This is a genomic window from Vitreimonas flagellata (genome assembly GCF_004634425.1).
GTDB lineage: Bacteria > Pseudomonadota > Alphaproteobacteria > Caulobacterales > Aquidulcibacteraceae > Vitreimonas > Vitreimonas flagellata.
In genome coordinates, this window is the sequence record NZ_SBJL01000002.1 from 95481 (window position 1) to 117854 (window position 22374).

Below are 22374 nucleotides of genomic sequence, written 5' to 3' on the forward strand. Positions count from 1 at the left end.
GCCGCGTGCTCGATCAAGCGCGCGGCGGCGTTTGGAACTTAGTTCTCAGCTACAGGCGTCAGCGCGAGTTCCGTCAGCAATTGCTGCTTCACCTCGGCGGACAATTCTTCCTGCTCCGCAATGAAATCGCGGACAGCATCAGCATCCGCGCCAGTAATGCGGACATAGGCGCGATCATCGGCTTCGCCCGGCCCGCCTTCATCAGCGTTCACCGTGACGTGCTGACCATCGCCGCCGCCGACGGAAATCCGCACTTGGCCGCTGTCGCCTTCTGCGCCCTCGTCCTCGCCGGCGACGGTCATCTCAAAGCCCGGCAAGCGGATCGCGACGCGTTGCGGCAATTCTTCGTTCTGCGGCGGCGCCTCGGCGGCGAGCGCTTGCGCGCGTGTGCCGTCCAAGAGCGCGGACGCGCCCTCCGCCGCGCGCGCGCCGACCGTGCGGCCGTCTGGCGTGGTGATGAGATAGGTCTGCACCATCTCATCTGCGCGGATCTCGATCGTGTACGTGTCGGAGGACGCCGTTTCCGAACCCGAAGAGACGTCCGTGGAAACGTCACAGGCCGCCAAGCCCAACGCCAGAACCGCAACCAACCAACGCATTCGCAATCTCCCGTCGCCACCCGCGGCCAAGCATACGCTGGCGCGCCCTTACTGGAAGAGATGCATCCCTCCGGTCAAATAGATGCGGCTACCGGCAATTGATCCGGTCGCGGCCGTAATTCTCTTGCTCGCACTCCTGCTCGCGGCGCTCGTCGTAAGCGCCCTGCAAGGTCGACATGCAGCCCGCCAGCACCACCAGGGACGCCAGCGCCAGGATCAGTTTTCGCAATTTCGCCTCCCGGTCATTTTACGCACTGTTGCAACCGCGCACCGTCTCCACAAGAACGAACACGCGCGTTGGAATGCATCTCGCGCCACCATTGCATCGGCGTACAGTTCGCACCGCGAGAGACCCGCGCGCGCTGGCGCGCTTAAGGGGATGGACCAATGAAAAAGCTTCTTGGAATCGCGAGCTTGGCGGCCTTGATGGCGGGCGCGGCGTTCGCACCTGCACAAGCACAAATGTACGTCGAAGGCAGCGCGGGCCTTACAACGCAGGACTCGCTGAGCTGGAACGGCGGTGACTACGACGTGGACGACGGCTGGAACGCCGCCGTGTCGGTCGGCACGTCGATGTGGACCAATTGGGACGTGGAGGGCGAGTTTTCCTACGACGAAATGGAATATTCCTGCTGCAATCCGAACAACACGCACGAGTATCGCTTGATGGCGAACGCGACGCGCAATTTCTCGCTTGGCGGCTTCACCCCTTACGTGGGCGGCGGGTTGGGCCTCGCGTGGGTTACCTATGAAAATTCGTCGGATGAATCAGAGGGTGACGCACAAGCCGCCTATCAATTGATCGGCGGCGTGCGCGTGCCCCTGGGCGACCGCTTCTCGATCTTTGGCGAATATCGCTACCAAGACCTATTCGAAGACGCCTCGGGCGACGGCGACGAATGGGAGCACAACGGGCACAATTGGGCCTTGGGCGCACGCATGAATCTGAACTGACCTGTAGGGTCGGCGCAAACACAAAGCCCCGCGATGAAAGTCGCGGGGCTTTTTCTGTCAGCGCGTCCGTTCGAACCGGATCACTTTCTGGTCGCGATCAACGTAGGCCACGCGATAGCCGGCGCGCATCCAGGAGCGCGCGTGGGTGTGGTGGTCCTGATTGTCATTGGCCCAGAACGACCGGTGCTTCACCGCGCTCTGCGGCAACGGTGCGCCGATGATGTTCTCGATATCTTCGAAGGTAAGCATCTCAGGGCGACCATTGCGCCGACTGAGATGAGATTGCAGCGCCGCGTACTTGCGCATGTCCTTCCTCTCCCGCAGCGCATCGCGCGTATCGGTGACGCAACGATGCCAACGGGAGCAAACGATGAACTGATTTGCCACTTATGCACAGGGGGTGCGCAACGAGTCTTGCAGTCGGCGGCGCTCATCCTTCGGGATGATTGCGAAGTCGCAAGGACCAGCCCAGATAAAGAACCAGAGGAGTTCGCCCATGAAAGACGTCGCCATCGTCAGCTATTGCCGCACCGGGATCGCGAAAGCGCAACGCGGCGCGCTGAACCAGACGCACGGCATCCCACTGGCGGCACATGTCATGAAAGAAGCCGTCGCACGGGCGAAGATCGAAGCGGGCGAGATCGAAGATGTCGTGCTGGGCTGCGGCCTGCCGGAAGGCGCCACTGGCCACAATGTCGCGCGCAATGCCGCACTTCATGCAGGCTTTGGCGTCGGCGTGCCGGGCATCACGGTGAACCGCTATTGCGGCTCTGGCCTGAGTGCGGCGTCTTTCGTGGCCAACGCAATCGCGCGTGGTGAGATTGCCTGCGGGCTTGCCGGCGGCGTGGAGAGCATTTCGCTGGTGCAGTTCAATTTGAACTTCAACGGCTTCTTCTACGAGCCGCTCCAACAAGTCATGCCCGCTGTGTGGTGGACCATGAACCAGACGGCGGATTTCGTCGCCGAGAAATACAAGATCAGTCGCAACGATCTCGATGAATACGTGGTGATGAGTCAGGGGCGCGTCGCCGCCGCGAACGCCAAGGGCGTGTACGCGCAAGAGATAGTGCCGATCACCACGAAGACGAAAGTGACGGATAGGGCGAGCGGCGAGAGCAAGATCGTGGACGTGACACTCGATCACGACGAAGGCCCCCGCCCTGACACCACGCTTGAGAAACTCGCGTCGCTCAAGCCGGTGTATGATGGCGGCACGACAACGGCGGGCAATGCCTCGCAACTCTCAGATGGCGCGGCGGCGGTCGTGATGATGGACGCAGACCTCGCCGCGCAACGCGGCTTGCCGATCTTGGGCTATTGGCGCGGCTACGCGCTGGGCTCAGTGCATCCCGAAGAAATGAGCATCGCCATCACGCCCGCGATTCAGAGGCTCATGAAGCAGAACGCCGTGAACGCCGCTGACGTCGATCTCTGGGAATTACACGAAGCGTACGCGGTCACAACGCTCTACAATCAGCGCCAACTCAACACGCCGTGGGAGCGCACCAATGTGAATGGCGGCGCGATCGCGCTCGGCCACCCGTACGGCATGAGCGGCATTCGCTATCTGGGCTCCACGCTGATGGAGCTCGGCCGTCGCAACGCCAAACGCGCCATCATCGGCGTCTGCACCGCAGGCGGCATGGCGACGGCGGCGCTGCTGGAACGGTAGTCCACACGCACCGTTCCATCGCTTACCCCTTGACCCGCGCTGCGGCGGCCGTTTGATCACGCACACGTTTTCGGGGGATCATCCATGACGTTCAATCGCCGCGCTTTATTGCAAGGCGGCGCCGCCACGCTCGCGCTCGCCGCCCTGCCCGCCGAAGCGCAAACGGGCGACGCCGCCGCCGATCGCCTGCTTGGCCGCATCACCGAGCAATTGCTGAGCGATTATCCCACCAGCGCCACGGGCGCGGGCGTCGACAAGGATGGCCGCGCGCGGTTGCGGTCGCGCCTCGACAATCGCTCCGCCGCCGGCCAGCGCATGATCAAGGGTCATGTGCGCGCAACACTCGGCCAATTGCGGCGCATCGATATGGATGCGCTCAGCGCAGAGAAGAAACTCGACATTGATGTCGTGCGCACCGCGTTTGAACTGGCGTCCGAGGGCTTCGAATTTCCGTATGGCGATGTGGCTGTGCTGAACAGCAATTGGTCCTATCGCAATACGCCTTACGCGGTGGCGCAGAACGTCGGCGCGTTCGTCGAAATCCCCTCGTTCCTCGACTCCAGCCATTCGATCAACACGGCGGACGACGCGGACGCGTATCTCGAACGCATGGAAGCCTATGCGCGTCAGCTCGACGGCGAGACCGCACGCGTGCGCGCCGATGGCGGCCGTGGCGTCGTGCTGCCGAACTTCCTGCTCGACAAGACGCTACAGCAATTGCGCACCAGCCGTGCTGCGCCCATTACGCAGTGGGGCGTGGTGACGTCGCTCGCCACACGCGCGGCCAGCGCCAATCTCTCCAGCGCCTACGCGACGGACGCGGCGCGCATCGCGCAAAGCCGCATCGCGCCGGCGCTGGATCGCCAGATCGCGGCGCTGGAAGCGTTGCAGCCGCAAGCCAACGGCAATGCCGGCGTTTGGGATTTGCCGCAGGGCGAGGAATATTATGCGTGGGCGCTGCGCGCGGGCACGACGACGGCGATGACGCCAGAAGAGGTCCACGAAATGGGCCTTGACGAATTGCGTTCGCTGCATGCGCAGATGGACCCGATCCTGCGCTCAATCGGCTATACTGAAGGCAGCGTCGGCGCGCGCATGACCGCCCTCGGCGCCGATCCGCGCTACCAATTCGCTGAAGGCGATCCCGGCCGCGCCGAGATCATGGCCTTCATCGAAGAACGCATCGCCGACATTCGCACGCGCCTGCCGCGCGCGTTCAACACGCTGGTGCGCGGCTATCTTGAAGTCGTGCGCATTTCGCCGGACGTGGAAGCTGGCGCGCCGGGCGCCTATGGCGGCGCCGGCACGATCGACGGCAGCGAGCCCGGCCATTTCTGGATCAATCTGCGCTCGACATCGCTGCACACGAAATTCGATCTGGCCGACCTCACCTATCACGAGGCGATCCCCGGCCACGTCTGGCAAGGCGAATACACGTTCCGCCAGCCGCTCATTCGCTCGCTGCTCGGCTTCAACGCCTACAGCGAAGGCTGGGCGCTTTACGCGCAACAGATCGCGGACGAATTGGGTGTGTACGAGGATTTCCCCGTCGGGCGCCTCGGCTATCTACAATCGCTCGCGTTCCGCGCGTGCCGCTTGGTGGTCGATACTGGTTTGCACGCGGGCTCGAAGCGTTGGACGCGTGAGCAAGGCGTCGAATTTTTCGCGCGCGAGAACGGCTCCAATCCGGAAGACGTGCGCGGCGAAGTCGATCGCTATTGCACATGGCCCGGCCAAGCCTGCGGCTACAAAGTCGGCCATTCCACGATCAACCGCCTCCGCACCGGCGCGCAAAGCGCGTTGGGCGAACACTACGATTTCAAAGCGTTCAACGACGCCGTCGTCACCGGCGGCAACGTGCCGATGACGGTGCTGGGGCGCGTGATCGCTGCGTATGTGGCGGGGGCGCGCTAAGGCAGCGCGATCTTCGGCGCCATGCCATAACGGACTGCCGCCGCGCGGAGGTTCTTGTCGCGCGACCAAAGTGCTGCGCCAGGTGTGAGCGCGGCACAGGCAAGCAATCCTGCGTCCACATAGCCAAGGCCGGTGTTGGCAAGCTTGTGACGTTCGATTAAGACCATGACCTCAGCGTGCGTTGCGCTCACGCCGGTCGGCAGATTGTTGAGATAGCGCAGCACTTCGGCGCGCTTTGCGACGCTGCCAAGTGCGATCTCACCAATCACGGAAGGATGTGTCAGCACTTCGTTGCGATTAAGCAGCCCTGCCAGTTGCGGGTCGGCGGCGCGCAGATGGTCGATCCAGACCGAAGTATCGACCAGGATCATACGTGCTTAACCTGGCCGGCGACGCGGCGGCGCTTTGGCCTTGGGATCGCTGCCACCCAGGCGCGCAAGCCGGCGCGCGCTCTCCCGCTCGATCAGCGCTTTCAGCGCCACGCCGCTGGCGGCGGCAATTCGAGCTATTTGGGTTGGGGCGAAGGCATCGACATTCGCGAAGTTGGCAAGTCGGCCGATCGGCCGTTGCGCTAGACAGCGTTAAAAACGAGGCGGATATGGCCGATACACCAGACAGCTCAGCAAGGCTTTGGGGCGTAATCGTATCCTACGGACTCGAACAAGAGTTCGAGCGCGACCTGCTTGGGCGCATAAAGTACAAACGCACGAACGCCCACATCAGCGCCAAGGCAAGCCCGGAGTTGTTGCAATTGCTCGCCAACGCAAACTCAACGCTTTAGCGCTGCCACATCGGGCGCTGCCGGCGCTGTGAACGCCGCGCGCGACACGCTGCGCCAGCGCCTGCTCAGCAAGTCCGCCGACGACTAACGCCCAAACTTCTGAAACTTCACCCGGCTCGGAATAATTTCCGTCACACCGAGTCTCCGCATCTTGTCCGCTTCGTAGCTGTCGAAATCGCCTTCGAACCACTCAACGTGGCTATCGCCTTCGAAGGCTAGAATGTGCGTGGCCAAGCGGTTCAAGAACCAGCGATCGTGGCTGATGACGACGGCGCAGCCGGCGAAATCTTCGAGCGCGGCTTCGAGCGATTGCAGCGTTTCGACGTCGAGGTCGTTGGTCGGTTCGTCGAGCAGCAGCACGTTGGCGCCGGTGAGCAATGTCTTGGCGAGGTGGACGCGATTGCGTTCACCGCCCGAGAGCAGCCCGACCTTCTTCTGCTGATCCGAACCTTTGAAATTGAAGCTCGACACGTAAGCGCGCGACGGCACATCGCGGCCATTGATGGTGAGAATATCGAGGCCGCCTGAGATTTCCTCCCAGATCGTCTTCTTGTCATCGAGCGCATCGCGCGATTGATCGACGAAGCCGAGCTTCACGCTTTCGCCAATCGTGATCGTGCCCTCGTCCGGTTTTTCCTGGCCGGTGATCATGCGGAAGAGCGTCGATTTGCCGGCGCCGTTGGGGCCGATGATGCCGACGATGCCGCCCGGCGGAAGTTTGAAGGTGAGCCCGTCGATCAAGAGCTTATCGCCAAAGCCCTTCTTCAGCCCGTCGAACTGAATGACGTTCTGGCCCAGGCGCGGACCTGGCGGAATTTGGATGGTCGCGAAGGTTTGCTTTTCGCGCTCGGCCTCGGCCGCCATTTCCTCGTAGCGCGTGAGGCGCGCTTTCGACTTGGCTTGGCGGGCCTTCGGCGATTGGCGCACCCATTCCAATTCGCGCGCCAACGCCTTCTTGCGTTCCGCGCTTTCGCTTTGCTCTTGCTCGGCGCGCTTGGCCTTGGCTTCGAGCCAGGCCGAATAATTGCCCTCGTACGGATTGCCCTTGCCGCGATCGAGTTCGAGCGTCCACTTCGTCACTTGATCGAGGAAGTAGCGATCGTGCGTGACAAGGATCACGCAGCCCGGAAACGCTTCCAAGTGATGCTGCAGCCACGCGACGCTTTCGGCGTCCAAATGGTTGGTCGGTTCGTCGAGCAGCAGCATGTCAGGCTTTGCCAACAACAAGCGGCAGAGCGCAACACGGCGGCGTTCACCGCCTGAGAGCTTTTCCACGCCGCTATCGTCCGGCGGACAGCGCAGCGCATCCATCGCCATGTCGATTTTGGAATCAATGTCCCACGCGTCCGACGCATCGATCTGCTCTTGGAGCTTGGTCATCTCTTCCATGAGTTCGTCGGTGTAATTCTCGCCGACTTCCATGCTCACTTCGTTGAAGCGGGTGACGAGCTTTTTTTCTTCGCACCAGCTCTCGACATTCTCACGCACGTTGAGCTTCGGATCGAGCTGCGGCTCCTGCTCGAGATAGCCCATCTTGGTGCCGGCCAAGGGCTTGGCTTCGCCAGTGAAATCCTTGTCCATGCCGGCCATGATTTTCAGCAGCGTGGACTTACCCGAGCCGTTGACGCCGACGACGCCGATCTTCGCGTCCGGGAAGAACGACAGCCAGATGTTCTCGAACACCTTCTTGCCGCCCGGATAGGCCTTGGTCAGGCCCTGCATCGAGAAAATGTACTGCGCCGGCTGCTGCGCCATGGATTCGCGTTCCTGTGGGAAATGGGAGCGCGGGATATAGCGACGCCCGCGCCAGCCGTCGAGACGACTGGCGCGGGCTTTTACCGCCAAGGCGCCGCCTATGGCGCCGCTGGCGCCAGATTTTGCGCCAAGAAGGTCTCGATCTCGCGCAGCATTTGGATGCGTGTTGGCGCGTCAGACAGCCAGTGGTCGTCGCCGCGTAATTCCACGAACCGCACGTTCTTGCCCGCCGCACGCAACGCCCGATCCATGCGTCTCGAATGATCGATCGGAACAACCGTATCATCGGTGCCGTGGATCAACAGGATCGGCGCTTGCACTTGATCCACCAAATTGATGGGCGACACCGCGCGGATGCTCTCGCGGTCCTCCACGCGATCGCCGATAGAATCGGTCCACCAATCAATGACAGACGCGCCCGAGCGGAACCGCCGTGTGATATCGTCCAGCATTTGGTTGAGGTCGGAGACACCGGCCACGGAGACGGCGCAACGATAGCGCGTGGGCGTCAAGGTTGCACCAGCCAGCGCTGCGTAGCCGCCATAGGAGCCGCCGACAATGCACATGCGGTTGGCGTCGCCAATGCCCGCGCGCACCAAGGCGGCAGCCCCATCCTCAACGTCGGTCTGCATCAACCGCCCCCATTGGCGACGACCAGCGTCTTCGTAGGCCTGACCGTAACCGCTTGAGCCGCGAAAATTCGGTTGCAACACCGCGTATCCGCGCGAAGCGAGGAATGTCGCCCACCAATCGAAATCCATGGTGTCCCGTGCGTGCGGGCCACCGTGCACGAGCACGACAACAGGCAGATTTTGAGGATCGACGTTCGCGGGCAGGGTCAGATAGGCCGGAATCGAGTGCCCGTCGCGCGCGCGATAGGTGATCGATTGCCGTTGACCGCTGTTGACGCGCGCGAGTTCAGGATAGCGCGCCGCCAGCATGCGCACTTGGCCGCCGACGTCATAAATGTAGTAGGCGCCGCCATCGAGCCCGCGCTCGGCATAGATCAAGAAGCGTCGCCGATCCTGCGACCATGAGACGATGCCCGCGACACTGTCCGGAATCAGAGTGGGCAAGCTCTCGTGCACTTGTTGCAGGGCGGGCTCGAAATAGTGCTGCTGCGATTCAGTTTGAGTCCAGGTGGCGCCGACAACTTGGCGCGACCACGGATCGAGGATGGCGCCATCGACTTCAGCATTCGGCCGCTCAAACAAGACGCGCGCTTCGCCATCCGCACGATCAATGGCGTATAGCGTGTAAAAACCGGCTTCATTGGTGTCCAATGCGACAAGCCGGCCGTCAGGCAGCTCCCCCGGCAAGCTCACGGGCTGACCATATTCAGACACGCCCTCAAACAGCAGTCTGGGCTGCTCGTTCTCGTACGTGAAAACGCGCCAACGATTGCTGACGCGATTGCTGTCGAAACGTGCGATCGCGTCGCCGCGATGATCGACAAGATAATCAACCGTATCCGCGTTAAATCCATTCGGCGCGTCTTGCGCGACGCGGCCCGAGTCCAGCGCAACGCGGAAGAGCACGATGTGCGCACTCTCATTCGCGGCGCGTCCGATCATGCGCCCGTAACCAGGATCGGAGGAGATCGGCGCGATCAATTGCGAGCCGTAATCCGCCCACGCGTTCTCCGGGTTGGTGCTGAGAATGACGGCGCGCCCAGTGTTCAAATTGATCACGCCGTTGCGCATATATTCCACACGGCCGGGCGAGCCGCCGCGCCAACGAAAGCCATCGGGCAACACAGAATTTGCGTGGAAGGCCTGCGACACCACGTAGGTGACACGCTCATTGTCGGCCCAGCCGATGCCGCGCAGCTTCATGTCGCCGCCAACGCCGTAAGTCTGGCGCTGCGCGGCGTTCTCCAAATCGACGATGATGACGGAGCCTTCGCCCGCGACGTTGCTTGAGGCAATCGCCACGCGCCGGCCGTCTGGCGAAAGCGCCACGTCCGCCACTGCCGGGAGGCGTCCAAAGGCCTCCACAGGAATAGTCTGCGCCGCCGCAGGCAACGCCAGCAGCCAGAACGCGATCGCCGCAAGAATTCTCATGGATCCCCTCCAGCCGCTCATTGGAGTGCAACCTTACGCTGAAATCAAGCACGAGCGGCATAGTTTTGAGGGAACTAGGGATTTTGATCCGGATAGTTTTGAGGGAACTAGGGATTTTGATCCGGGTTGTCGGACAAGGAGGACATCACCAAAATGCCGACACCCCAAAGCGCAAAGGCTAACGCCGCAAAGACCGAAGCGGCGCCGGACGCAATCACATTGCTCAAGAACGATCACCGCGAGGTCGAAGGCTGGTTCGAGGAATTCGAGGAAACCAATAGCGGCGCCAAGAAGGGCAAGCTGGCGCGCCAGATTTGTACGGCGCTCAAAGTGCATACGCAGATCGAGGAAGAGATTTTCTACCCGGCCTGCCGTGCGGCCGGCATCGAAGACGACATGATGGACGAAGCCGACATCGAGCACGATGGCGCAAAGAAACTGATCGAAGAAATCGAAGCCGGCAAACCCGGCGACGATCATTGGGACGCGCGCGTGAAGGTGCTGTCAGAAATGATCAAGCACCATGTCAAGGAAGAAGAGCAACGCGACGGCATGTTCGCCAAAGCGAAGAAAGCCGATCTCGACCTCGATGAGCTCGGCGCGCAATTGCAGGCGCGCAAGGATGAATTGATGGCGCGGATCTGAGCGCAAAAAAAGGGCCGGTGAAGAACACCGGCCCCTTCATCTCACGCCGATCGCGTTACGCGGGCGCCCAGGCGCCGCTCGGCGAGCGGCAGAAGGTTTCTGGAGGCAATTGTTGATTGCCGTATTGCGGGTCGTTGACCGTTGCGCTGACACGACGGCACTCGCCGCCATAACCAGGCGCAGCTTGCGGCGCGCTCACGGTGAGCGAGCGCGGCGAACCTTGGTCCGACTGCCAAGAATCGTTCACGCCCTGGCCGCTATTGAGCGATTGATAATAGGCGTTCTCGACGCGCTGCTGCTCACGCGCGCTGAGATACCTGCACACGCCATAGGTGCCGGCGCCGACGACGGCCGCGCCGAGTGCTGCATTCTCGGCGCGGTTTTCGCGCGGACCTTGCGTTGCGCCGACGACAGCGCCGATGCCGGCGCCGATCAGAGCATTGCGCGTGCATTGTGAAAGTTGCGTGCGGCCGCCGCTATTGCCGTAGCCGCCGCCATAACCACCTGTGGTTTCACACGACGCCAGCATCATCGCGCCCGCAAACACCGCGGCCATTATCTTCGTACGCATACATAAATCTCCGTTCATGTCGCGGCCGCCCCTCCAGGCCGCGCAACACAATTGGCTCGTCCGCCAGCTTAGCAGCTTAAATGTGGCCGCACACCCTATTGTGCGACGGCGCGACAAACCGTTTCGGCCGCGCCCGGGCGGCTCCAATAGGTCTCGTTCATGCGGCCGCGCAATTCAATGCCGTTGTCAGAATAGCGATAGCCCGCGCCAATGATCCGAGCCGGAAGCTCGACTGTCGTGTAGCCCTCTTGTGAAACCCGCGCGACATCGGGCGAGCGGGTGAACATCACGTTCAATTCCGATCCGTCCTCGCAACGGAATTGTCGCGTGACCGGGCCCGTATCCGGCGCCGGGCACGGGGTCTGGCACGCCGCTAAGGCGAAAGCGGCAATAAGTAAGGCGGCGCGCATGCGAGAAACTCCCATCGTCAGCACCTTCTACGTCATTTGGCGCCCACGCAAAAGCGTAGAAGGCGCTTTGGCTTGCTCGGCTGAGCACACGCACACTAAGTTCGCCACTCGCGCAGGGGGAATGCATGTCCAACGGCTTCTTGATTGTGGCGGAGGCTGACCGCAACGCCGCCTACGATCTTGGCGACGGCTTCGGCCTCGATGTGATCGGCGCTGCGACCTTGGGCGATCACGAGGCCACGGCCGCGGCGCTCACCGGTGCGGCGAATGTCGGCATCATTCTCTCTAATGCAGCGGCGCAACAAGCGGACTTCGTCGCGCTCCTGCACACGCTCGCTACCCGCCTCGGCGGCGCGCAGCTGATCGTCGTTGAACCAGAAGCGCGCGCCGCGTTTGGCTTCTTGCCCGAAGCCTGGCCGATCATGGCGTTCCAACTCGCGCACGAACGCGCGACAGCGCTCGTCAGTCGCCGCCAAGCGACAACCGAAGAAACACCGCACGCAGCGCCACTTCCGCCGCAAGCGCCAGAGCCCCCGCCAGTAGAATCGGCGCCGATCGAAAGCACAGTGGAAGAAACGCCGCCCGCGCCGCCGAGGGAACCGGCGCACGAGCCGGAGTTCGAAGCTGCGCCAACGCCTCCGTCCGAGCCGGAAGCACAGCACGAACCCCTGCCAGTCGAAGAGCCGGCGGCAGAGCAACTCACGCAGCAACATCAACAAGAGCAGCAAATCGAGGCGGAGGCGCCTGACTCAGACGCGCTCCCACCACCTCCAGAAGATTCCGCTGAAGACTTGGAAGCAAGCGCGCCCGAAGCGCGCAATGCACCTCCGGTGTCGGAAGAAAAATTAGACGAGGGCCTGAGCGCGCCGGAAGCGCCAACGCTAGAAGATGAGGCGTTTGGCGCGCCACCTGCGGCCAACGAAGACCTCATGGTCGGCGGCGCGCCTGCGCCGGCCGCTGACGAAGCGCCGCCAGCGCCCGAACCCGCGACCGAAGCGCCCGTCGCTGCAGCGCCGCCGCATTATTCGGCGCCGCCAGAACCCGTCGAAGCCCCGCCGCCGCAGGCTCCCGCGCCATCAGTCGGCGCCCCCGCGCCCGCCGCAAAGCGCAGCGCACCACCATCGCGCGAACGCGCAATCGACTACCAAAGGCCCGCCCAAACCGCCCCCGCCGACGCCACGGCGTTTGCACCCAAGAAAGTGCGTCGCGGTACGCCGGAGCTCGTGCGCATCGCGATCCACCAACCGAAAGATTTGAAAGCCGTCATCAAAGCCGCGCGCCAAATCGATCCGCGCACCGAGCCCGCACCGCAAGGCATGAGCATCGGCGATGTCGCGCTTGGCGCAAAAGTTGGCGTCTCGCTCGAAGTGCGCGGCGCTGCGTGCGACGGCGCCGTGCAGCGTCGCACCTGGCGCGGCGATCCGATCGATTTCAATTTCTCGATCGAAGCTGATGCGGACGTGAAGCAGATCGTCGTACTCGCGCGCGTGTTCGTGGATGACGCACAAATCGGCGTGCTCGCCTTCACACGGCCGGTCATCGGCGCCGATAAGAAGCCGCAAGGTATCGGCGACAAAGTGCGCCTGAAACGCCACAAGCGCGTCTTCCTCTCCTATTCGAGCAAGGACCGCGAAACCGTCTCCGCCATCGCAACGGCTTATGCTTCCGCGGGCGTTGAACATTTTTGGGATCGCACGTCGCTCAAATCCGGCGAGGAATGGAGCCCGCGCCTGCGCAAGGAAATCGAGCGCGCCGATCTCTTCCATCTCTGCTGGTCGAAATCCGCCGCCGCCTCGGAATGGGTCGAGAAAGAAGCCAGCCACGCGCTCTCACGCCGCCGCCGCACCAAGAAGCCGGACATCACCGTGCAGATGCTCGACGGTCCGCCCTGGGCCAAGCACCCGGACAGCCTCGACAGCATCAATTTCGACGATTTCGTCCGCGCCGCCATCGTCGGCTACGCACGCGGCGACGGCGAGACTTGACGGACGCCCCGCCGGCCCGCACATGCGGCCGGCATTGGGGCCTGTAGCTCAATGGTTAGAGCCGGCCGCTCATAACGGTCTGGTTGCAGGTTCGAGTCCTGCCGGGCCCACTCACCTTGTCTAAGCGCTTGATTTTTCTGGACCGCAATTGTCGGTTTGACAGGTTTGACGCTTTTGCCGTTTTAGCGGCTCGTTCTTGAAGCTTCACCATAGCCTGGCGCGCCAAGCGCTGCTGGGCGGCGGACGTCGTGCAGCGTTCAACGTCGCGTATTGTGGCGTGACCGGTGATGGTTTGGATTTGCTTTGTCGTGCAGCCTGCCTCCGCGAGCCAGACCGCCGTCGTTTTTCTCAAACCGTCCTGCCGCATCGTAGGCATCACGAAACCAATTGCCGAAGGTCTCGGACCTAAAATGCGGTTCCCGCGATGTCGTCAAGAAGTCGCGCCCTGCTCCTTGGGCAAAGATAGCTGATCCAAGGCTCGTCATGGAAGACCCCAAAAAATTCTCTCCCGCCCTCTTGCGCTAAACAGAGGCGCTCCCAAATCCGGCCTCGTCATTTGGCAGTCGCGGCGACGCATGCGAAATGCCGCGGCTGCCTGTTCGATGAAACGATCGGAGAGGCAGGCAGATGTTGCTTCCATTCAAGAAGCCCTTGGGCCGGGCCCTCTTCCCGTTTGCAACGCAGAAGAGGAGATCGACGCTCATGCAGTTCAAACCCCTTGGCGATCGCGTGCTCGTGCGCCGCGTTGAGGAGGATGCGAAGACACGCGGCGGCATCATTATTCCCGACACCGCGAAGGAAAAGCCTCAACAGGGCGAGATCATTGCCGTTGGCCCCGGCGCCCGCGGCGACGACGGAAAAGTCGTCGCCCTTGAGGTAAAACCCGGCGACCGGATCTTGTTCGGCAAATGGTCGGGCACCGAGGTGCGGATCGATGGCGAAGACCTTCTGATCATGAAGGAAAGCGACATCCTCGGCGTGATCGAAGGCGCGACCAAGGCAAATCTCCGGGCCGCGTAATCCAAAGTTTCAACATTCAGAGGACGAACATGGCAGCGAAGCTTGTACACTTCGGCGCCGATGCGCGTGCGCGCATGTTGGAAGGCGTCGACATTCTGGCGGATGCAGTGAAGGTGACGCTCGGCCCCAAGGGTCGAAACGTCATTATTGAAAAGTCTTTCGGCGCGCCGCGCACCACGAAAGACGGCGTCACTGTCGCCAAGGAAATCGAACTCGCAGACAAGTTCCAGAATCTCGGCGCTCAGCTTGTCCGAGAGGTTGCCTCAAAGACCGCCGATGGCGCAGGCGACGGCACCACGACCGCGACCGTACTTGCGCAGGCGATCGTGCGCGAAGGCATGAAGGCGGTGTCGTCGGGTCGCAACCCAATGGACTTGAAGCGCGGCATCGATAAAGCCGCGGCGGCGGTGGTGGCCGATATCGAAAAGCAAGCCAAAAAGATCTCGACCAATGCCGAGATCGCACAGATCGGCACGATCTCCGCCAATGGCGACCGCGACATCGGCGATATGCTGGCGCGCGCGATGGAGAAGGTTGGCAAGGAAGGCGTGATCACCGTCGAGGAAGCCAAATCGCTGGAAAGTGAATTGGAGGTCGTCGAGGGCATGCAGTTCGATCGGGGCTACGTGTCGCCCTATTTCATCACGAACGCCGACAAGATGGAAACGGTGTTGGATGAGCCTTACGTGCTGTTGCACGAAAAGAAGCTCACCTCGCTTGCGCCGTTGATCCCGTTGCTGGAGCAAGTGCTGCAAACGGGCAAGCCATTGCTCATCATTGCGGAAGACGTCGAAGGCGAAGCGCTCGCGACGCTCGTCGTCAACAAGCTGCGCGGCGGCCTGAAGGTTGCCGCCGTGAAGGCGCCGGGCTTCGGCGATCGCCGCAAGGCCATGCTGGAAGACATCGCCATCCTCACGGGCGGCCAAGTCATCAGCGAAGACCTCGGCATCAAGCTGGAAAACGTGATGATCGAGCAACTCGGCCGCGCCAAGAAGGTGCGGATCGAGAAGGACAACACCACGATCGTCGATGGCTTCGGCAAGAAGGACGCGATCACCGCGCGCGTCGCGCAGATCAAATCGCAGATTGAGGACACAACCTCCGACTATGATCGCGAGAAGCTGCAAGAGCGCCTGGCCAAACTCGCCGGCGGCGTCGCTGTCGTCAAAGTTGGCGGCGCCACTGAGGTTGAGGTGAAGGAACGCAAGGACCGCGTCGATGATGCGCTCCATGCGACCCGAGCCGCGGTTGAAGAAGGCATTGTCGCCGGCGGCGGCACTGCCCTGCTCCGCGCCGCTTCTCGCCTCAACGTGAGCGTGGACAACGAGGATCAAGCGATCGGCGTGCAGATCGTCAAACGCGCGCTCGAAGCGCCCGTTCGCCAGATCGCGGAAAATGCCGGCGTGGAAAGCTCAATCGTGATCAGCAAATTGCTGGCCGAGAAAGAGCCGCACATCGGATTCAACGCGCAGACTGAAACGTACGGCGACCTCTTCAAGGAGGGCGTCATCGATCCAGCGAAGGTCGTGCGCTCTGCATTGCAGAACGCGGCGTCGGTCGCCGGCTTGATCATCACCACCGAGGCGTCCATTGCGGAAGCGCCCAAGAAGGACCGGAGCGCGCCCACGCCCTCTGGCGCCGATCTGGACTTCTGACGCCTCGCGCCGACCGCCATGTGCGCTGGGGGACGCACATGGCGGCTTCGGCTTCAGTAATCCGAGAAGGAGAAAGAGAGACATACGCAGGACGAGGTCGTTTCACCATGGCAAGAGAACCGATCTTTCTGACTCCCCGCATGTTGCCGCGCCGCTGGGGTCGCGATGAACTTGGCGATTGGTGCGCAGGCCTGCCGCGCCCTTCGGCGCGCATTGGCGAAATCAGGAGCTGTCAAGCCGCGAACCCTACCTCCACCGGCTCGTCGCTTGGCGCGCTGATCCAAAACGCTCCGGAAGAGATGCTTGGCGATCTCGGGCGCGCGCCGCCGTCAGTGCGACTGGTGCTTACGGATGAGCCGACTGACGCACTCAACCTCGACGGACGTCTCGGGTTCTGGCGCATCATTGAGAGTCCACTCGACAGGGCGCTTCTACTCAGCGAAGGCAAACGCGCCCGACGCGTGCGCTGCAGGCGCGGCGATCTGTTTCGCATCGAAGGCGCAACACGGCTTGGCTTCGACGCGGGCGTCGCAGCGTGTGAGGTTCGTCCACAATTCCTGCTTGAGAACAGCCCGCCTCCGGCAAATCCGCTGCGCCGAATTCTCGCGCATCGCAATACAAGCGCTCGACAAGTCTGGATGCGCGATGCCGCACTCAGCGTCGAGCTTTGGACGCTTCCGGAGCGCAGCGTGCTCGAACCGGACGGTGAGACGTGTCACGTCTTGACCGCGCTCACACCAGGCGCGTGTATCGACGGCGCGCCGATTGCGCGAGGACAAAGTGTTTTCGCGCCAGCCAATGGCGACGCCTGCGTGCTCAGCGGTCACGGGGCGACGCTGATGGTGTCCTACCCCGATCTCGCGCCCACCAATGTGTGGCGCACAACACCACAACCCGATCCTGGCGCCGGCGCACTGCGCCAAGCTGCGGTGCTCAGCACCGCGCCGCGTCAAACCCCGACTTTTGTCCGCGCAGCGTAAGAAAGGAGAAACACATGCGCACCATTGCCCTCGCACTCGCCGGTTCCGTCGCGCTCATAGCGAGCCCAGCTCTAGCGCAGACGCAGCCGACCAACGAAGCCGTGAAGACGGAGTCTGCGTCGCCTCCCGCCACCAGCACGGCGCCCACCCAGGGTGAAACGCAAACGGAATCCGCAGTGAAGAAGCCTGAAGCCGCCACTGCGCCGACCGCGGAGACGCAGGCGAACAAATAATGCGCGAAGAGCATGCGCCGCACGCACTGGCTGTAGCGCATGCTCTTCATTGCGTTTCACCGACCAACGCGGCCAAAGCTTCCAGCCCGAACTCCCAATCCGCGGCATACGCGCCAGTACGGCCGCCCACGCCTTGGCGATCGCGTGCAAAACTAGCCGCGTGAGCCGTTGAGCTGCAGAAGACGAAGGTTCAGCATCGCCGCGACACTCACCCAAGCCAAGTAGGGCACGAGTAATACTGCCGCTGTCGCGCTGATCGGTGCGAAGACTGCAATCAACGCAGCGATTGCGAGCCACAGGCAAACGACCTCGACCATAGCTAGATCAAGGCGCTTCAGTCCAAAGAACAGAAAGGACCAGGCGGCGTTGACAACCAAGTGCGCCCCAAACAAGGCCAGAGCCGGCCAAGCCGCTAGACCCGCAGCTTCCCACACCAACCATCCTGACACCGCAATCGCGCAAAAAAGCACGGACCAGACAACAGGAAACGCCCAATTCGGCGGCGTCCATTTCGGCTTACGTAGGCTGGCGTACCAAGCGCCGGGGCGGAATACCGCGCCTGTTGACGCAGCAGCAAAACTCGCGACGAAAAAGATCGCCAGCGCACTTATCGAGGACGATATCATGGCGGTCACGAACCTTCTGCGCGGCGCGGCCGCACACGAAACAACCTAGAAAGGACATTCCCCGAAGTCCACGCGGCGCGTTGCGTCTCGATAGGGCGTTCCGCGACACGCACTTCCCCTTCCGGCCGCAACCATTGCCGCCAGTTGTGCGCACACCGGGCGCCTGGCGGATGCGCGAGGCGCAGTTGCAGAAATTCAGCGCCTGGCGCCAAGCTTGAGCCTTACCACGCTCGATGCTTGGCCACCCTTCCACTGCGCCGAAGACCTCGCACTATTGAGCCAAGGTCTGCGAATGACGGGCTTGCTGCAGTAAGCGCCTGCGCACGTTCAACACTCGCGTCAGTCTGCGCCCAGGCTCAAAGGCGAGACATCCCACAAGGCGACGTTGCACCCACCGTACAGAACCGTGGCCCGCGGACGACGCGCCGTTCAGTCGCGCCCAGCGCATCCCGGGCCTCGGCGCCTAGCTCGGCGCAGCGCTGAGCGCGGCGAACTCGCTGACATCGTGTGAGCAGAAAACTTTGATGGTTGGCTCATCGTGTTTCAGCGTGCGAAGGCGTGCTTGGTTATCCACGCGCGCGCGATGATCGGAATCCATAATGCGCTCATAGAGCGCGAGACCGGGTGGACATGAGGGACATGGGGACATTTCGGCGCTGTGCAGATAGGCGTCGCCCGCGTGGAGGAGCCAGCTCCGTTCGCTCTGGATCGCGACACCCGCGTGGCCAAGTGTGTGGCCGCGTAGCGGTAGCATCAGGATTTCGGGCGGCAGGCCATCGAGATCGCGCACGGCATCGAAGCCGCGCCAGCCCTCTCCGCCCGGTTCGTAGAACCGCCAGTCTCGCACCTCGTCCCATTGGCGCGCGCGGTAGCGTTGGTGCGCGACGAAGCCGCTTCGCGCTTTCGCTGCTTCGTGTTCAGCGGCGAGGACGTGGACGCGGGCGTCTGGGAAATCTTCCAGGCCGCCGGCATGGTCAAAATCGAGATGGGTGAGCACGATGTGGCGGATGTCGCGCGCGTGAAAGCTGAGCGCTTCGATTTGGCGGCGCGCCGTGTCTTGCTCGCGCAGACGTGGGTTGATGAGCAACGGCCACAACAGTGGTAGGCGCGCATGTGGGCGGCGGACATAGCCGTTCGCAAGCGGAGAAGTGCGTTGGATCACGAGCTGCGTTCCCAATTGGCGGGCGAAGCCCATACGCGTCCCACTGTGCCCGTTACGGCGCCGGCCCTCATTCTGCATGACGCCAGGCTTCACGACGACGGCGGTAAAGCCTCTCGCGCCTACGCCGAAGCGACCGCTCTGGCGCTTGGACTGGGGGCGCTCAATCCCACTGCCGATCACCTCTTGGTCAATACGCCCAGCGGCGTTTTGAAGTGGGAGCGTCATGGCGAGTTCTCGACCTGGACCTTGGCTCAGAGTGGAAACTTCGATCCGTTGGCGCCAATCCAAGCATCATCCGTCCTCGCCAACGCGCCAGGCAAGCGATTTGTCGCCGCCGCAGTGTTCGTCAACACCGAAGCGCCGCAGCCCGAAGACCTTGGCCGCTCGCTTGGACAAGAGAGTGCTGAAAATGAACATGTCGGATCCCTGCTCTCGGGCGGACGCGCTGGCGTCTGGACCAACTTCCGACTCGGTGAGGATGGTTGGACGCGCATTCATTTCATGCAGCGCGACATGAATCAGTTTCGTGCCGGTCGCGCAATTCGGCGACTGCTCGAAATCGAAGTGTACCGCATGGCCGCGCTGTTCGCCCTGCCGCTCGCCAAGCAATTTCAACGAGAGATCGATGAACTGGAACGGCGCGTTGGCGAGGCGATTGCGGACACTCAAAAGTCCGAAGCAGAAACTTTGGACAATTTAGTCGACGCCGCACGCGACATTGAGCGCATTGCGCAAGGCACGGCGTTTCGATTCGGCGCAGCGAATGCGTACCGGCGTATTGTCGAGCAACGCTTGAGGGAATTGCGCGAAGAGCGGATCGAGGGATTGCAGCGCGTGTCCACATTCATAGAACGACGCTTTGTTCCAGCAATGGATACCTGCGCCACGACGCAGTCGCGGCTCACAACTCTGGCGGCGCGAGTCGAACGCACGGCAAGTCTCTTGCGCACGCGCGTTGATATCGAGATGGCCAAACAGAACCAGCTGCAACTCACGTCGATGAATGAAAACGCAAAAGCCCAATTGCGCCTGCAGCGCGCAGTTGAAGGCTTTTCCGTGGCCGCCATTGCCTATTACGCATATTCATTGGCGATGGCGGTGACCACACCGCTCAACCATTGGGCCGGCATCGCCAGCAGCGATATCCATAAAATGGCGTTGGCGATCATCACCGTCGCCATTGTTTGGTTGACGCTGAAACACTTCCGAGAGCGTATGTAGAGGCCTCTAAAGGGCGCTCCATGCGAACACTCTCATGAATCCAGGCACGATGATTAGTCGTGTGATGGTTTCGAAACTCTTCGCGCCGTCGCCCTTCCATGATGCCGATCGTCGGTTTGTGCGGAATTGGACCACCATGCTGAGAAACCCCAGTTAGGTTGGACAGCGCCCCGATAACCCATTGGAATTGTTGGAGCACCCGCGAGAGCAGTTTGACAGGCTGCCACCTTGAAGGCGTCAGCCCTGCTCATCCGTTCTGTCGGGCCCACCAATTTCGTCGACTTGTCGCACCTGCGAACACGGTGCGCTTTCCGCACCGACAACATTGCGCATCTCCGCCGATGGGGTCTCTACTCTCTCCCATACAAAACAGGAGAGGCGCGATGCATGATCTGGTCATCCGCAACGGGACGGTCGTCGATGGGACGGGCGCGCCGCGATTTGTTGCTGACGTGGCTGTCGATGGCGGCTTGATCACAGCGATTGGGCCCAACCTGCCGCGCGGCAAACAAGAGATCGATGCAACCGGCAAGATCGTGGCGCCAGGCTGGGTCGATATCCACACGCATTATGACGGCCAAGCCACCTGGGATCAGGAGATGGCCCCCTCGTCCTGGCACGGTGTCACCACCGTGGTAATGGGCAATTGCGGCGTCGGCTTCGCACCGGCGAAGCCCGACAAGCACGATTGGCTGATCGGCTTGATGGAAGGCGTGGAAGATATTCCAGGCACGGCGCTGGCCGAGGGCCTGACGTGGAATTGGGAAAGCTTCCCCGAATACCTCGACGAATTGGAGCGCCTGCCGCGCACGATTGATATCGGCACGCATGTTCCGCACGGCGCGGTGCGCGCCTACGTGATGGATGAGCGCGGCGCGCGCAATCTTGATCCGACCGAGCATGAGATCGCGCGCATGTCGCAGATCGTGGAAGAAGGTCTGCGCGCAGGCGCCTTGGGCTTCTCGACGTCGCGCACGATCCTGCACCGCTCGATCGATGGCGAACTTGTGCCGGGCACGACAGCAACGAAGGAAGAGCTGATCGGCATTGGCCGCGCCATGGGCCGCGTCGGTTATGGCGTGTTCGAAATGGCGTCGGACCTGAAGCGCGAGTGGAACGAGTTCGAGTGGATGGGCGATCTGAGCCGCGAGACGGGACTTCCCGTCACCTTCGCCGCGCTGCAATCGATCGCCAAGGAGCTGCCGCTCGACGAACAGATCTCAGAGATGCGCGCGCAGAACGCCAAGGGCGCCAATATCGTTGCGCAGATTGCGTTGCGTGGGAACGGCATCGTCATGGCTTGGCAAGGCACAGTGCATCCGTTCCGATTCCGTCCGGCATGGACTGAGATCGTGGACAAGCCGTGGGCCGAACAGCTCGCGCATTTGAAAGACCCAGCGTTCAAGCAACGCATGCTGACGGAAGAAAACGTCTTCCCGGAAAGTGATCTCGTCGGCCTGATGATGGTGATCTCGGGCGGCTGGTCACTGCAATACGAGATGGGGCCCGATTTCAATTATGAGCCGACACAAGCCGAGACGATCGCCGCGCGCGCAGAAGCGGTGGGCAAGTCCCCGGCGGAATACGCGTACGATCTGCTGATGCAGGACGAGGGCAAGGGCTTCATCTATTTCCCGATCTTGAATTATGCCGACGGGAATTTGAACTTCCTCGAAGCGCTGCAAGTCTCCGACGACACGGTGAACTCGCTCTCCGACGGCGGCGCGCATTGCGGCACGATCTGCGACGCAGCCTCGCCGACCTTCATGTTGCAGCATTGGGTGCGCGATCGCGCGGGCCAACGCATAACGCTTGAGAATGCGGTGAAGCGCCAATGCCGCGACACGGCGCGGCTCTATGGACTTTCAGATCGCGGGCTAATCGCGCCTGGCTATCTGGCCGACATCAACGTGATCGACTTCGACAAGATAAAGCTCGGCAAGCCGTGGCTTGCGTTCGATCTGCCGGCAGGCGGCAAACGCCTGCTGCAGAAGGCGGAAGGCTATGTCGCCACGATCAAGTCCGGCGAGATCACCTTCCGCGACGGCGAATATCTGGGCGTGCATCCGGGCAAGCTCATTCGCGGACCGCAAACGGCGCCGATGAAGGTCGCAGCGGAGTAACGCGA

At 62.1% G+C, this 22374-nt stretch carries 23 protein-coding genes and 1 tRNA gene; 13 read left to right on the forward strand and 11 right to left on the reverse strand.

Going from position 1 to position 22374, the window contains the following annotated elements; all coding sequences use genetic code 11:
- Positions 1 to 38: 38 nt before the first annotated feature.
- Both EPJ54_RS08545 and EPJ54_RS19805 read right to left on the reverse strand, forming a co-directional pair.
- A complete protein-coding gene (locus EPJ54_RS08545; RefSeq protein WP_135211299.1) occupies positions 39 to 599 on the reverse strand; it encodes a hypothetical protein in 561 nt (186 codons plus the stop codon).
- 88 nt (positions 600 to 687) lie between these two features.
- Entirely contained in the window at positions 688 to 828 is a 141-nt protein-coding gene (locus EPJ54_RS19805; protein WP_167755647.1) for a hypothetical protein, read from the reverse strand.
- A 158-nt stretch (positions 829 to 986) separates the two neighbouring features.
- On the opposite strand from EPJ54_RS19805, the gene EPJ54_RS08550 reads away from it, so the two are divergent.
- Complete coding sequence (locus tag EPJ54_RS08550; protein WP_135211300.1) at positions 987 to 1553, forward strand: outer membrane protein; 567 nt, start codon at positions 987 to 989, stop codon at positions 1551 to 1553.
- A 57-nt stretch (positions 1554 to 1610) separates the two neighbouring features.
- Here EPJ54_RS08550 and EPJ54_RS08555 read toward each other — a convergent pair whose 3' ends face one another.
- The gene (locus tag EPJ54_RS08555; protein WP_135211301.1) at positions 1611 to 1859 is read right to left on the reverse strand and encodes a DUF7662 domain-containing protein; all 249 of its coding nucleotides are present in this window, start codon (positions 1857 to 1859) and stop codon (positions 1611 to 1613) included.
- 190 nt (positions 1860 to 2049) lie between these two features.
- On the opposite strand from EPJ54_RS08555, the gene EPJ54_RS08560 reads away from it, so the two are divergent.
- Positions 2050 to 3225, forward strand: a complete 1176-nt coding sequence (locus EPJ54_RS08560; RefSeq protein ID WP_135211302.1) for a thiolase family protein — start codon at positions 2050 to 2052, stop codon at positions 3223 to 3225.
- Positions 3226 to 3309: 84 nt separating this feature from the next.
- Entirely contained in the window at positions 3310 to 5139 is a 1830-nt protein-coding gene (locus EPJ54_RS08565; protein ID WP_135211303.1) for a DUF885 domain-containing protein, read from the forward strand.
- On the opposite strand, the gene EPJ54_RS08570 is transcribed toward EPJ54_RS08565, so the two are convergent.
- Both EPJ54_RS08570 and EPJ54_RS20415 read right to left on the reverse strand, forming a co-directional pair.
- Positions 5136 to 5510 (reverse strand): type II toxin-antitoxin system VapC family toxin, encoded by a 375-nt coding sequence (locus tag EPJ54_RS08570; RefSeq protein ID WP_135211304.1) that lies wholly within the window; start codon positions 5508 to 5510, stop codon positions 5136 to 5138. The two genes, EPJ54_RS08565 and EPJ54_RS08570, sit on opposite strands and share 4 nt — an antisense overlap.
- A 6-nt stretch (positions 5511 to 5516) precedes the next feature.
- Positions 5517 to 5699, reverse strand: a complete 183-nt coding sequence (locus EPJ54_RS20415) for a type II toxin-antitoxin system VapB family antitoxin (protein WP_420823039.1) — start codon at positions 5697 to 5699, stop codon at positions 5517 to 5519.
- 38 nt (positions 5700 to 5737) lie between these two features.
- On the opposite strand from EPJ54_RS20415, the gene EPJ54_RS08580 reads away from it, so the two are divergent.
- Entirely contained in the window at positions 5738 to 5920 is a 183-nt protein-coding gene (locus EPJ54_RS08580) for a hypothetical protein (protein WP_135211305.1), read from the forward strand.
- Positions 5921 to 6004: 84 nt separating this feature from the next.
- Here EPJ54_RS08580 and ettA read toward each other — a convergent pair whose 3' ends face one another.
- Together ettA and EPJ54_RS08590 are read right to left on the reverse strand one after the other, a co-directional pair.
- The gene (gene ettA, locus EPJ54_RS08585; RefSeq protein ID WP_135211306.1) at positions 6005 to 7675 is read right to left on the reverse strand and encodes an energy-dependent translational throttle protein EttA; all 1671 of its coding nucleotides are present in this window, start codon (positions 7673 to 7675) and stop codon (positions 6005 to 6007) included.
- A gap of 98 nt (positions 7676 to 7773) precedes the next feature.
- Complete coding sequence (locus tag EPJ54_RS08590; RefSeq protein ID WP_167755648.1) at positions 7774 to 9738, reverse strand: alpha/beta hydrolase family protein; 1965 nt, start codon at positions 9736 to 9738, stop codon at positions 7774 to 7776.
- 153 nt (positions 9739 to 9891) lie between these two features.
- Between EPJ54_RS08590 and EPJ54_RS08595 the strand changes: the two genes are divergently transcribed.
- The gene (locus EPJ54_RS08595) at positions 9892 to 10383 is read left to right on the forward strand and encodes a hemerythrin domain-containing protein (RefSeq protein ID WP_135211308.1); all 492 of its coding nucleotides are present in this window, start codon (positions 9892 to 9894) and stop codon (positions 10381 to 10383) included.
- Positions 10384 to 10438: 55 nt separating this feature from the next.
- On the opposite strand, the gene EPJ54_RS08600 is transcribed toward EPJ54_RS08595, so the two are convergent.
- Together EPJ54_RS08600 and EPJ54_RS08605 are read right to left on the reverse strand one after the other, a co-directional pair.
- On the reverse strand, positions 10439 to 10954 hold the full coding sequence (locus tag EPJ54_RS08600) for a hypothetical protein (RefSeq protein ID WP_135211309.1): 516 nt from the start codon (positions 10952 to 10954) through the stop codon (positions 10439 to 10441).
- A gap of 95 nt (positions 10955 to 11049) precedes the next feature.
- Positions 11050 to 11364: an MliC family protein gene (locus EPJ54_RS08605; protein ID WP_167755649.1), complete on the reverse strand. Its 315-nt coding sequence runs from the start codon at positions 11362 to 11364 to the stop codon at positions 11050 to 11052.
- A gap of 125 nt (positions 11365 to 11489) precedes the next feature.
- On the opposite strand from EPJ54_RS08605, the gene EPJ54_RS08610 reads away from it, so the two are divergent.
- The 6 genes from EPJ54_RS08610 (at position 11490) to EPJ54_RS08635 (ending at position 17237) form a co-directional block, all read left to right on the forward strand.
- Positions 11490 to 13349, forward strand: coding sequence for a toll/interleukin-1 receptor domain-containing protein (locus EPJ54_RS08610; protein WP_135211311.1), 1860 nt, complete (start codon positions 11490 to 11492; stop codon positions 13347 to 13349).
- Positions 13350 to 13386: 37 nt separating this feature from the next.
- Positions 13387 to 13459, forward strand: a tRNA-Ile gene (locus tag EPJ54_RS08615).
- Between the two features lie 592 nt (positions 13460 to 14051).
- Positions 14052 to 14369 carry a co-chaperone GroES gene (groES, locus tag EPJ54_RS08620; RefSeq protein ID WP_135211312.1) on the forward strand — a complete coding sequence of 106 codons (318 nt, stop codon included), beginning with the start codon at positions 14052 to 14054 and terminating at the stop codon, positions 14367 to 14369.
- A 29-nt stretch (positions 14370 to 14398) separates the two neighbouring features.
- Positions 14399 to 16024: a chaperonin GroEL gene (gene groL / locus EPJ54_RS08625; protein WP_135211313.1), complete on the forward strand. Its 1626-nt coding sequence runs from the start codon at positions 14399 to 14401 to the stop codon at positions 16022 to 16024.
- Between the two features lie 140 nt (positions 16025 to 16164).
- Positions 16165 to 17004 carry a hypothetical protein gene (locus EPJ54_RS08630; protein ID WP_135211314.1) on the forward strand — a complete coding sequence of 280 codons (840 nt, stop codon included), beginning with the start codon at positions 16165 to 16167 and terminating at the stop codon, positions 17002 to 17004.
- 14 nt (positions 17005 to 17018) lie between these two features.
- Positions 17019 to 17237: a hypothetical protein gene (locus tag EPJ54_RS08635; protein ID WP_135211315.1), complete on the forward strand. Its 219-nt coding sequence runs from the start codon at positions 17019 to 17021 to the stop codon at positions 17235 to 17237.
- A gap of 152 nt (positions 17238 to 17389) precedes the next feature.
- Here EPJ54_RS08635 and EPJ54_RS08640 read toward each other — a convergent pair whose 3' ends face one another.
- Entirely contained in the window at positions 17390 to 17863 is a 474-nt protein-coding gene (locus EPJ54_RS08640; RefSeq protein ID WP_135212080.1) for a TspO/MBR family protein, read from the reverse strand.
- 463 nt (positions 17864 to 18326) lie between these two features.
- A complete protein-coding gene (locus tag EPJ54_RS08645; RefSeq protein WP_239590830.1) occupies positions 18327 to 19025 on the reverse strand; it encodes an MBL fold metallo-hydrolase in 699 nt (232 codons plus the stop codon).
- Between EPJ54_RS08645 and EPJ54_RS08650 the strand changes: the two genes are divergently transcribed.
- A complete protein-coding gene (locus EPJ54_RS08650) occupies positions 19017 to 20246 on the forward strand; it encodes a DUF3422 domain-containing protein (protein ID WP_239590831.1) in 1230 nt (409 codons plus the stop codon). The genes EPJ54_RS08645 and EPJ54_RS08650 overlap by 9 nt on opposite strands.
- 383 nt (positions 20247 to 20629) lie before the next feature.
- On the forward strand, positions 20630 to 22369 hold the full coding sequence (locus tag EPJ54_RS08655; protein WP_135211318.1) for an N-acyl-D-amino-acid deacylase family protein: 1740 nt from the start codon (positions 20630 to 20632) through the stop codon (positions 22367 to 22369).
- The last annotated feature ends 5 nt before the right edge of the window (positions 22370 to 22374 follow it).

Bases quoted from the DNA above. Each gene is read 5' to 3' on its own strand.
- EPJ54_RS08545 (WP_135211299.1), bottom strand. From the start codon at position 599: ATGCGTTGGTTGGTTGCGGTTCTGGCGTTGGGCTTGGCGGCCTGTGAC.
- groES (WP_135211312.1), top strand. From the start codon at position 14,052: ATGCAGTTCAAACCCCTTGGCGATCGCGTGCTCGTGCGCCGCGTTGAG.
- EPJ54_RS08595 (WP_135211308.1), top strand. From the start codon at position 9,892: ATGCCGACACCCCAAAGCGCAAAGGCTAACGCCGCAAAGACCGAAGCG.
- EPJ54_RS08630 (WP_135211314.1), top strand. From the start codon at position 16,165: ATGTTGCCGCGCCGCTGGGGTCGCGATGAACTTGGCGATTGGTGCGCA.
- ettA (WP_135211306.1), bottom strand. From the start codon at position 7,675: ATGGCGCAGCAGCCGGCGCAGTACATTTTCTCGATGCAGGGCCTGACC.
- EPJ54_RS08590 (WP_167755648.1), bottom strand. From the start codon at position 9,738: ATGAGAATTCTTGCGGCGATCGCGTTCTGGCTGCTGGCGTTGCCTGCG.
- groL (WP_135211313.1), top strand. From the start codon at position 14,399: ATGGCAGCGAAGCTTGTACACTTCGGCGCCGATGCGCGTGCGCGCATG.
- EPJ54_RS08555 (WP_135211301.1), bottom strand. From the start codon at position 1,859: ATGCGCAAGTACGCGGCGCTGCAATCTCATCTCAGTCGGCGCAATGGT.
- EPJ54_RS08550 (WP_135211300.1), top strand. From the start codon at position 987: ATGAAAAAGCTTCTTGGAATCGCGAGCTTGGCGGCCTTGATGGCGGGC.
- EPJ54_RS08635 (WP_135211315.1), top strand. From the start codon at position 17,019: ATGCGCACCATTGCCCTCGCACTCGCCGGTTCCGTCGCGCTCATAGCG.
- EPJ54_RS08580 (WP_135211305.1), top strand. From the start codon at position 5,738: ATGGCCGATACACCAGACAGCTCAGCAAGGCTTTGGGGCGTAATCGTA.
- EPJ54_RS08565 (WP_135211303.1), top strand. From the start codon at position 3,310: ATGACGTTCAATCGCCGCGCTTTATTGCAAGGCGGCGCCGCCACGCTC.
- EPJ54_RS08570 (WP_135211304.1), bottom strand. From the start codon at position 5,510: ATGATCCTGGTCGATACTTCGGTCTGGATCGACCATCTGCGCGCCGCC.
- EPJ54_RS08600 (WP_135211309.1), bottom strand. From the start codon at position 10,954: ATGCGTACGAAGATAATGGCCGCGGTGTTTGCGGGCGCGATGATGCTG.
- EPJ54_RS08560 (WP_135211302.1), top strand. From the start codon at position 2,050: ATGAAAGACGTCGCCATCGTCAGCTATTGCCGCACCGGGATCGCGAAA.
- EPJ54_RS08605 (WP_167755649.1), bottom strand. From the start codon at position 11,364: ATGCGCGCCGCCTTACTTATTGCCGCTTTCGCCTTAGCGGCGTGCCAG.
- EPJ54_RS08655 (WP_135211318.1), top strand. From the start codon at position 20,630: ATGCATGATCTGGTCATCCGCAACGGGACGGTCGTCGATGGGACGGGC.
- EPJ54_RS08640 (WP_135212080.1), bottom strand. From the start codon at position 17,863: ATGATATCGTCCTCGATAAGTGCGCTGGCGATCTTTTTCGTCGCGAGT.
- EPJ54_RS08610 (WP_135211311.1), top strand. From the start codon at position 11,490: ATGTCCAACGGCTTCTTGATTGTGGCGGAGGCTGACCGCAACGCCGCC.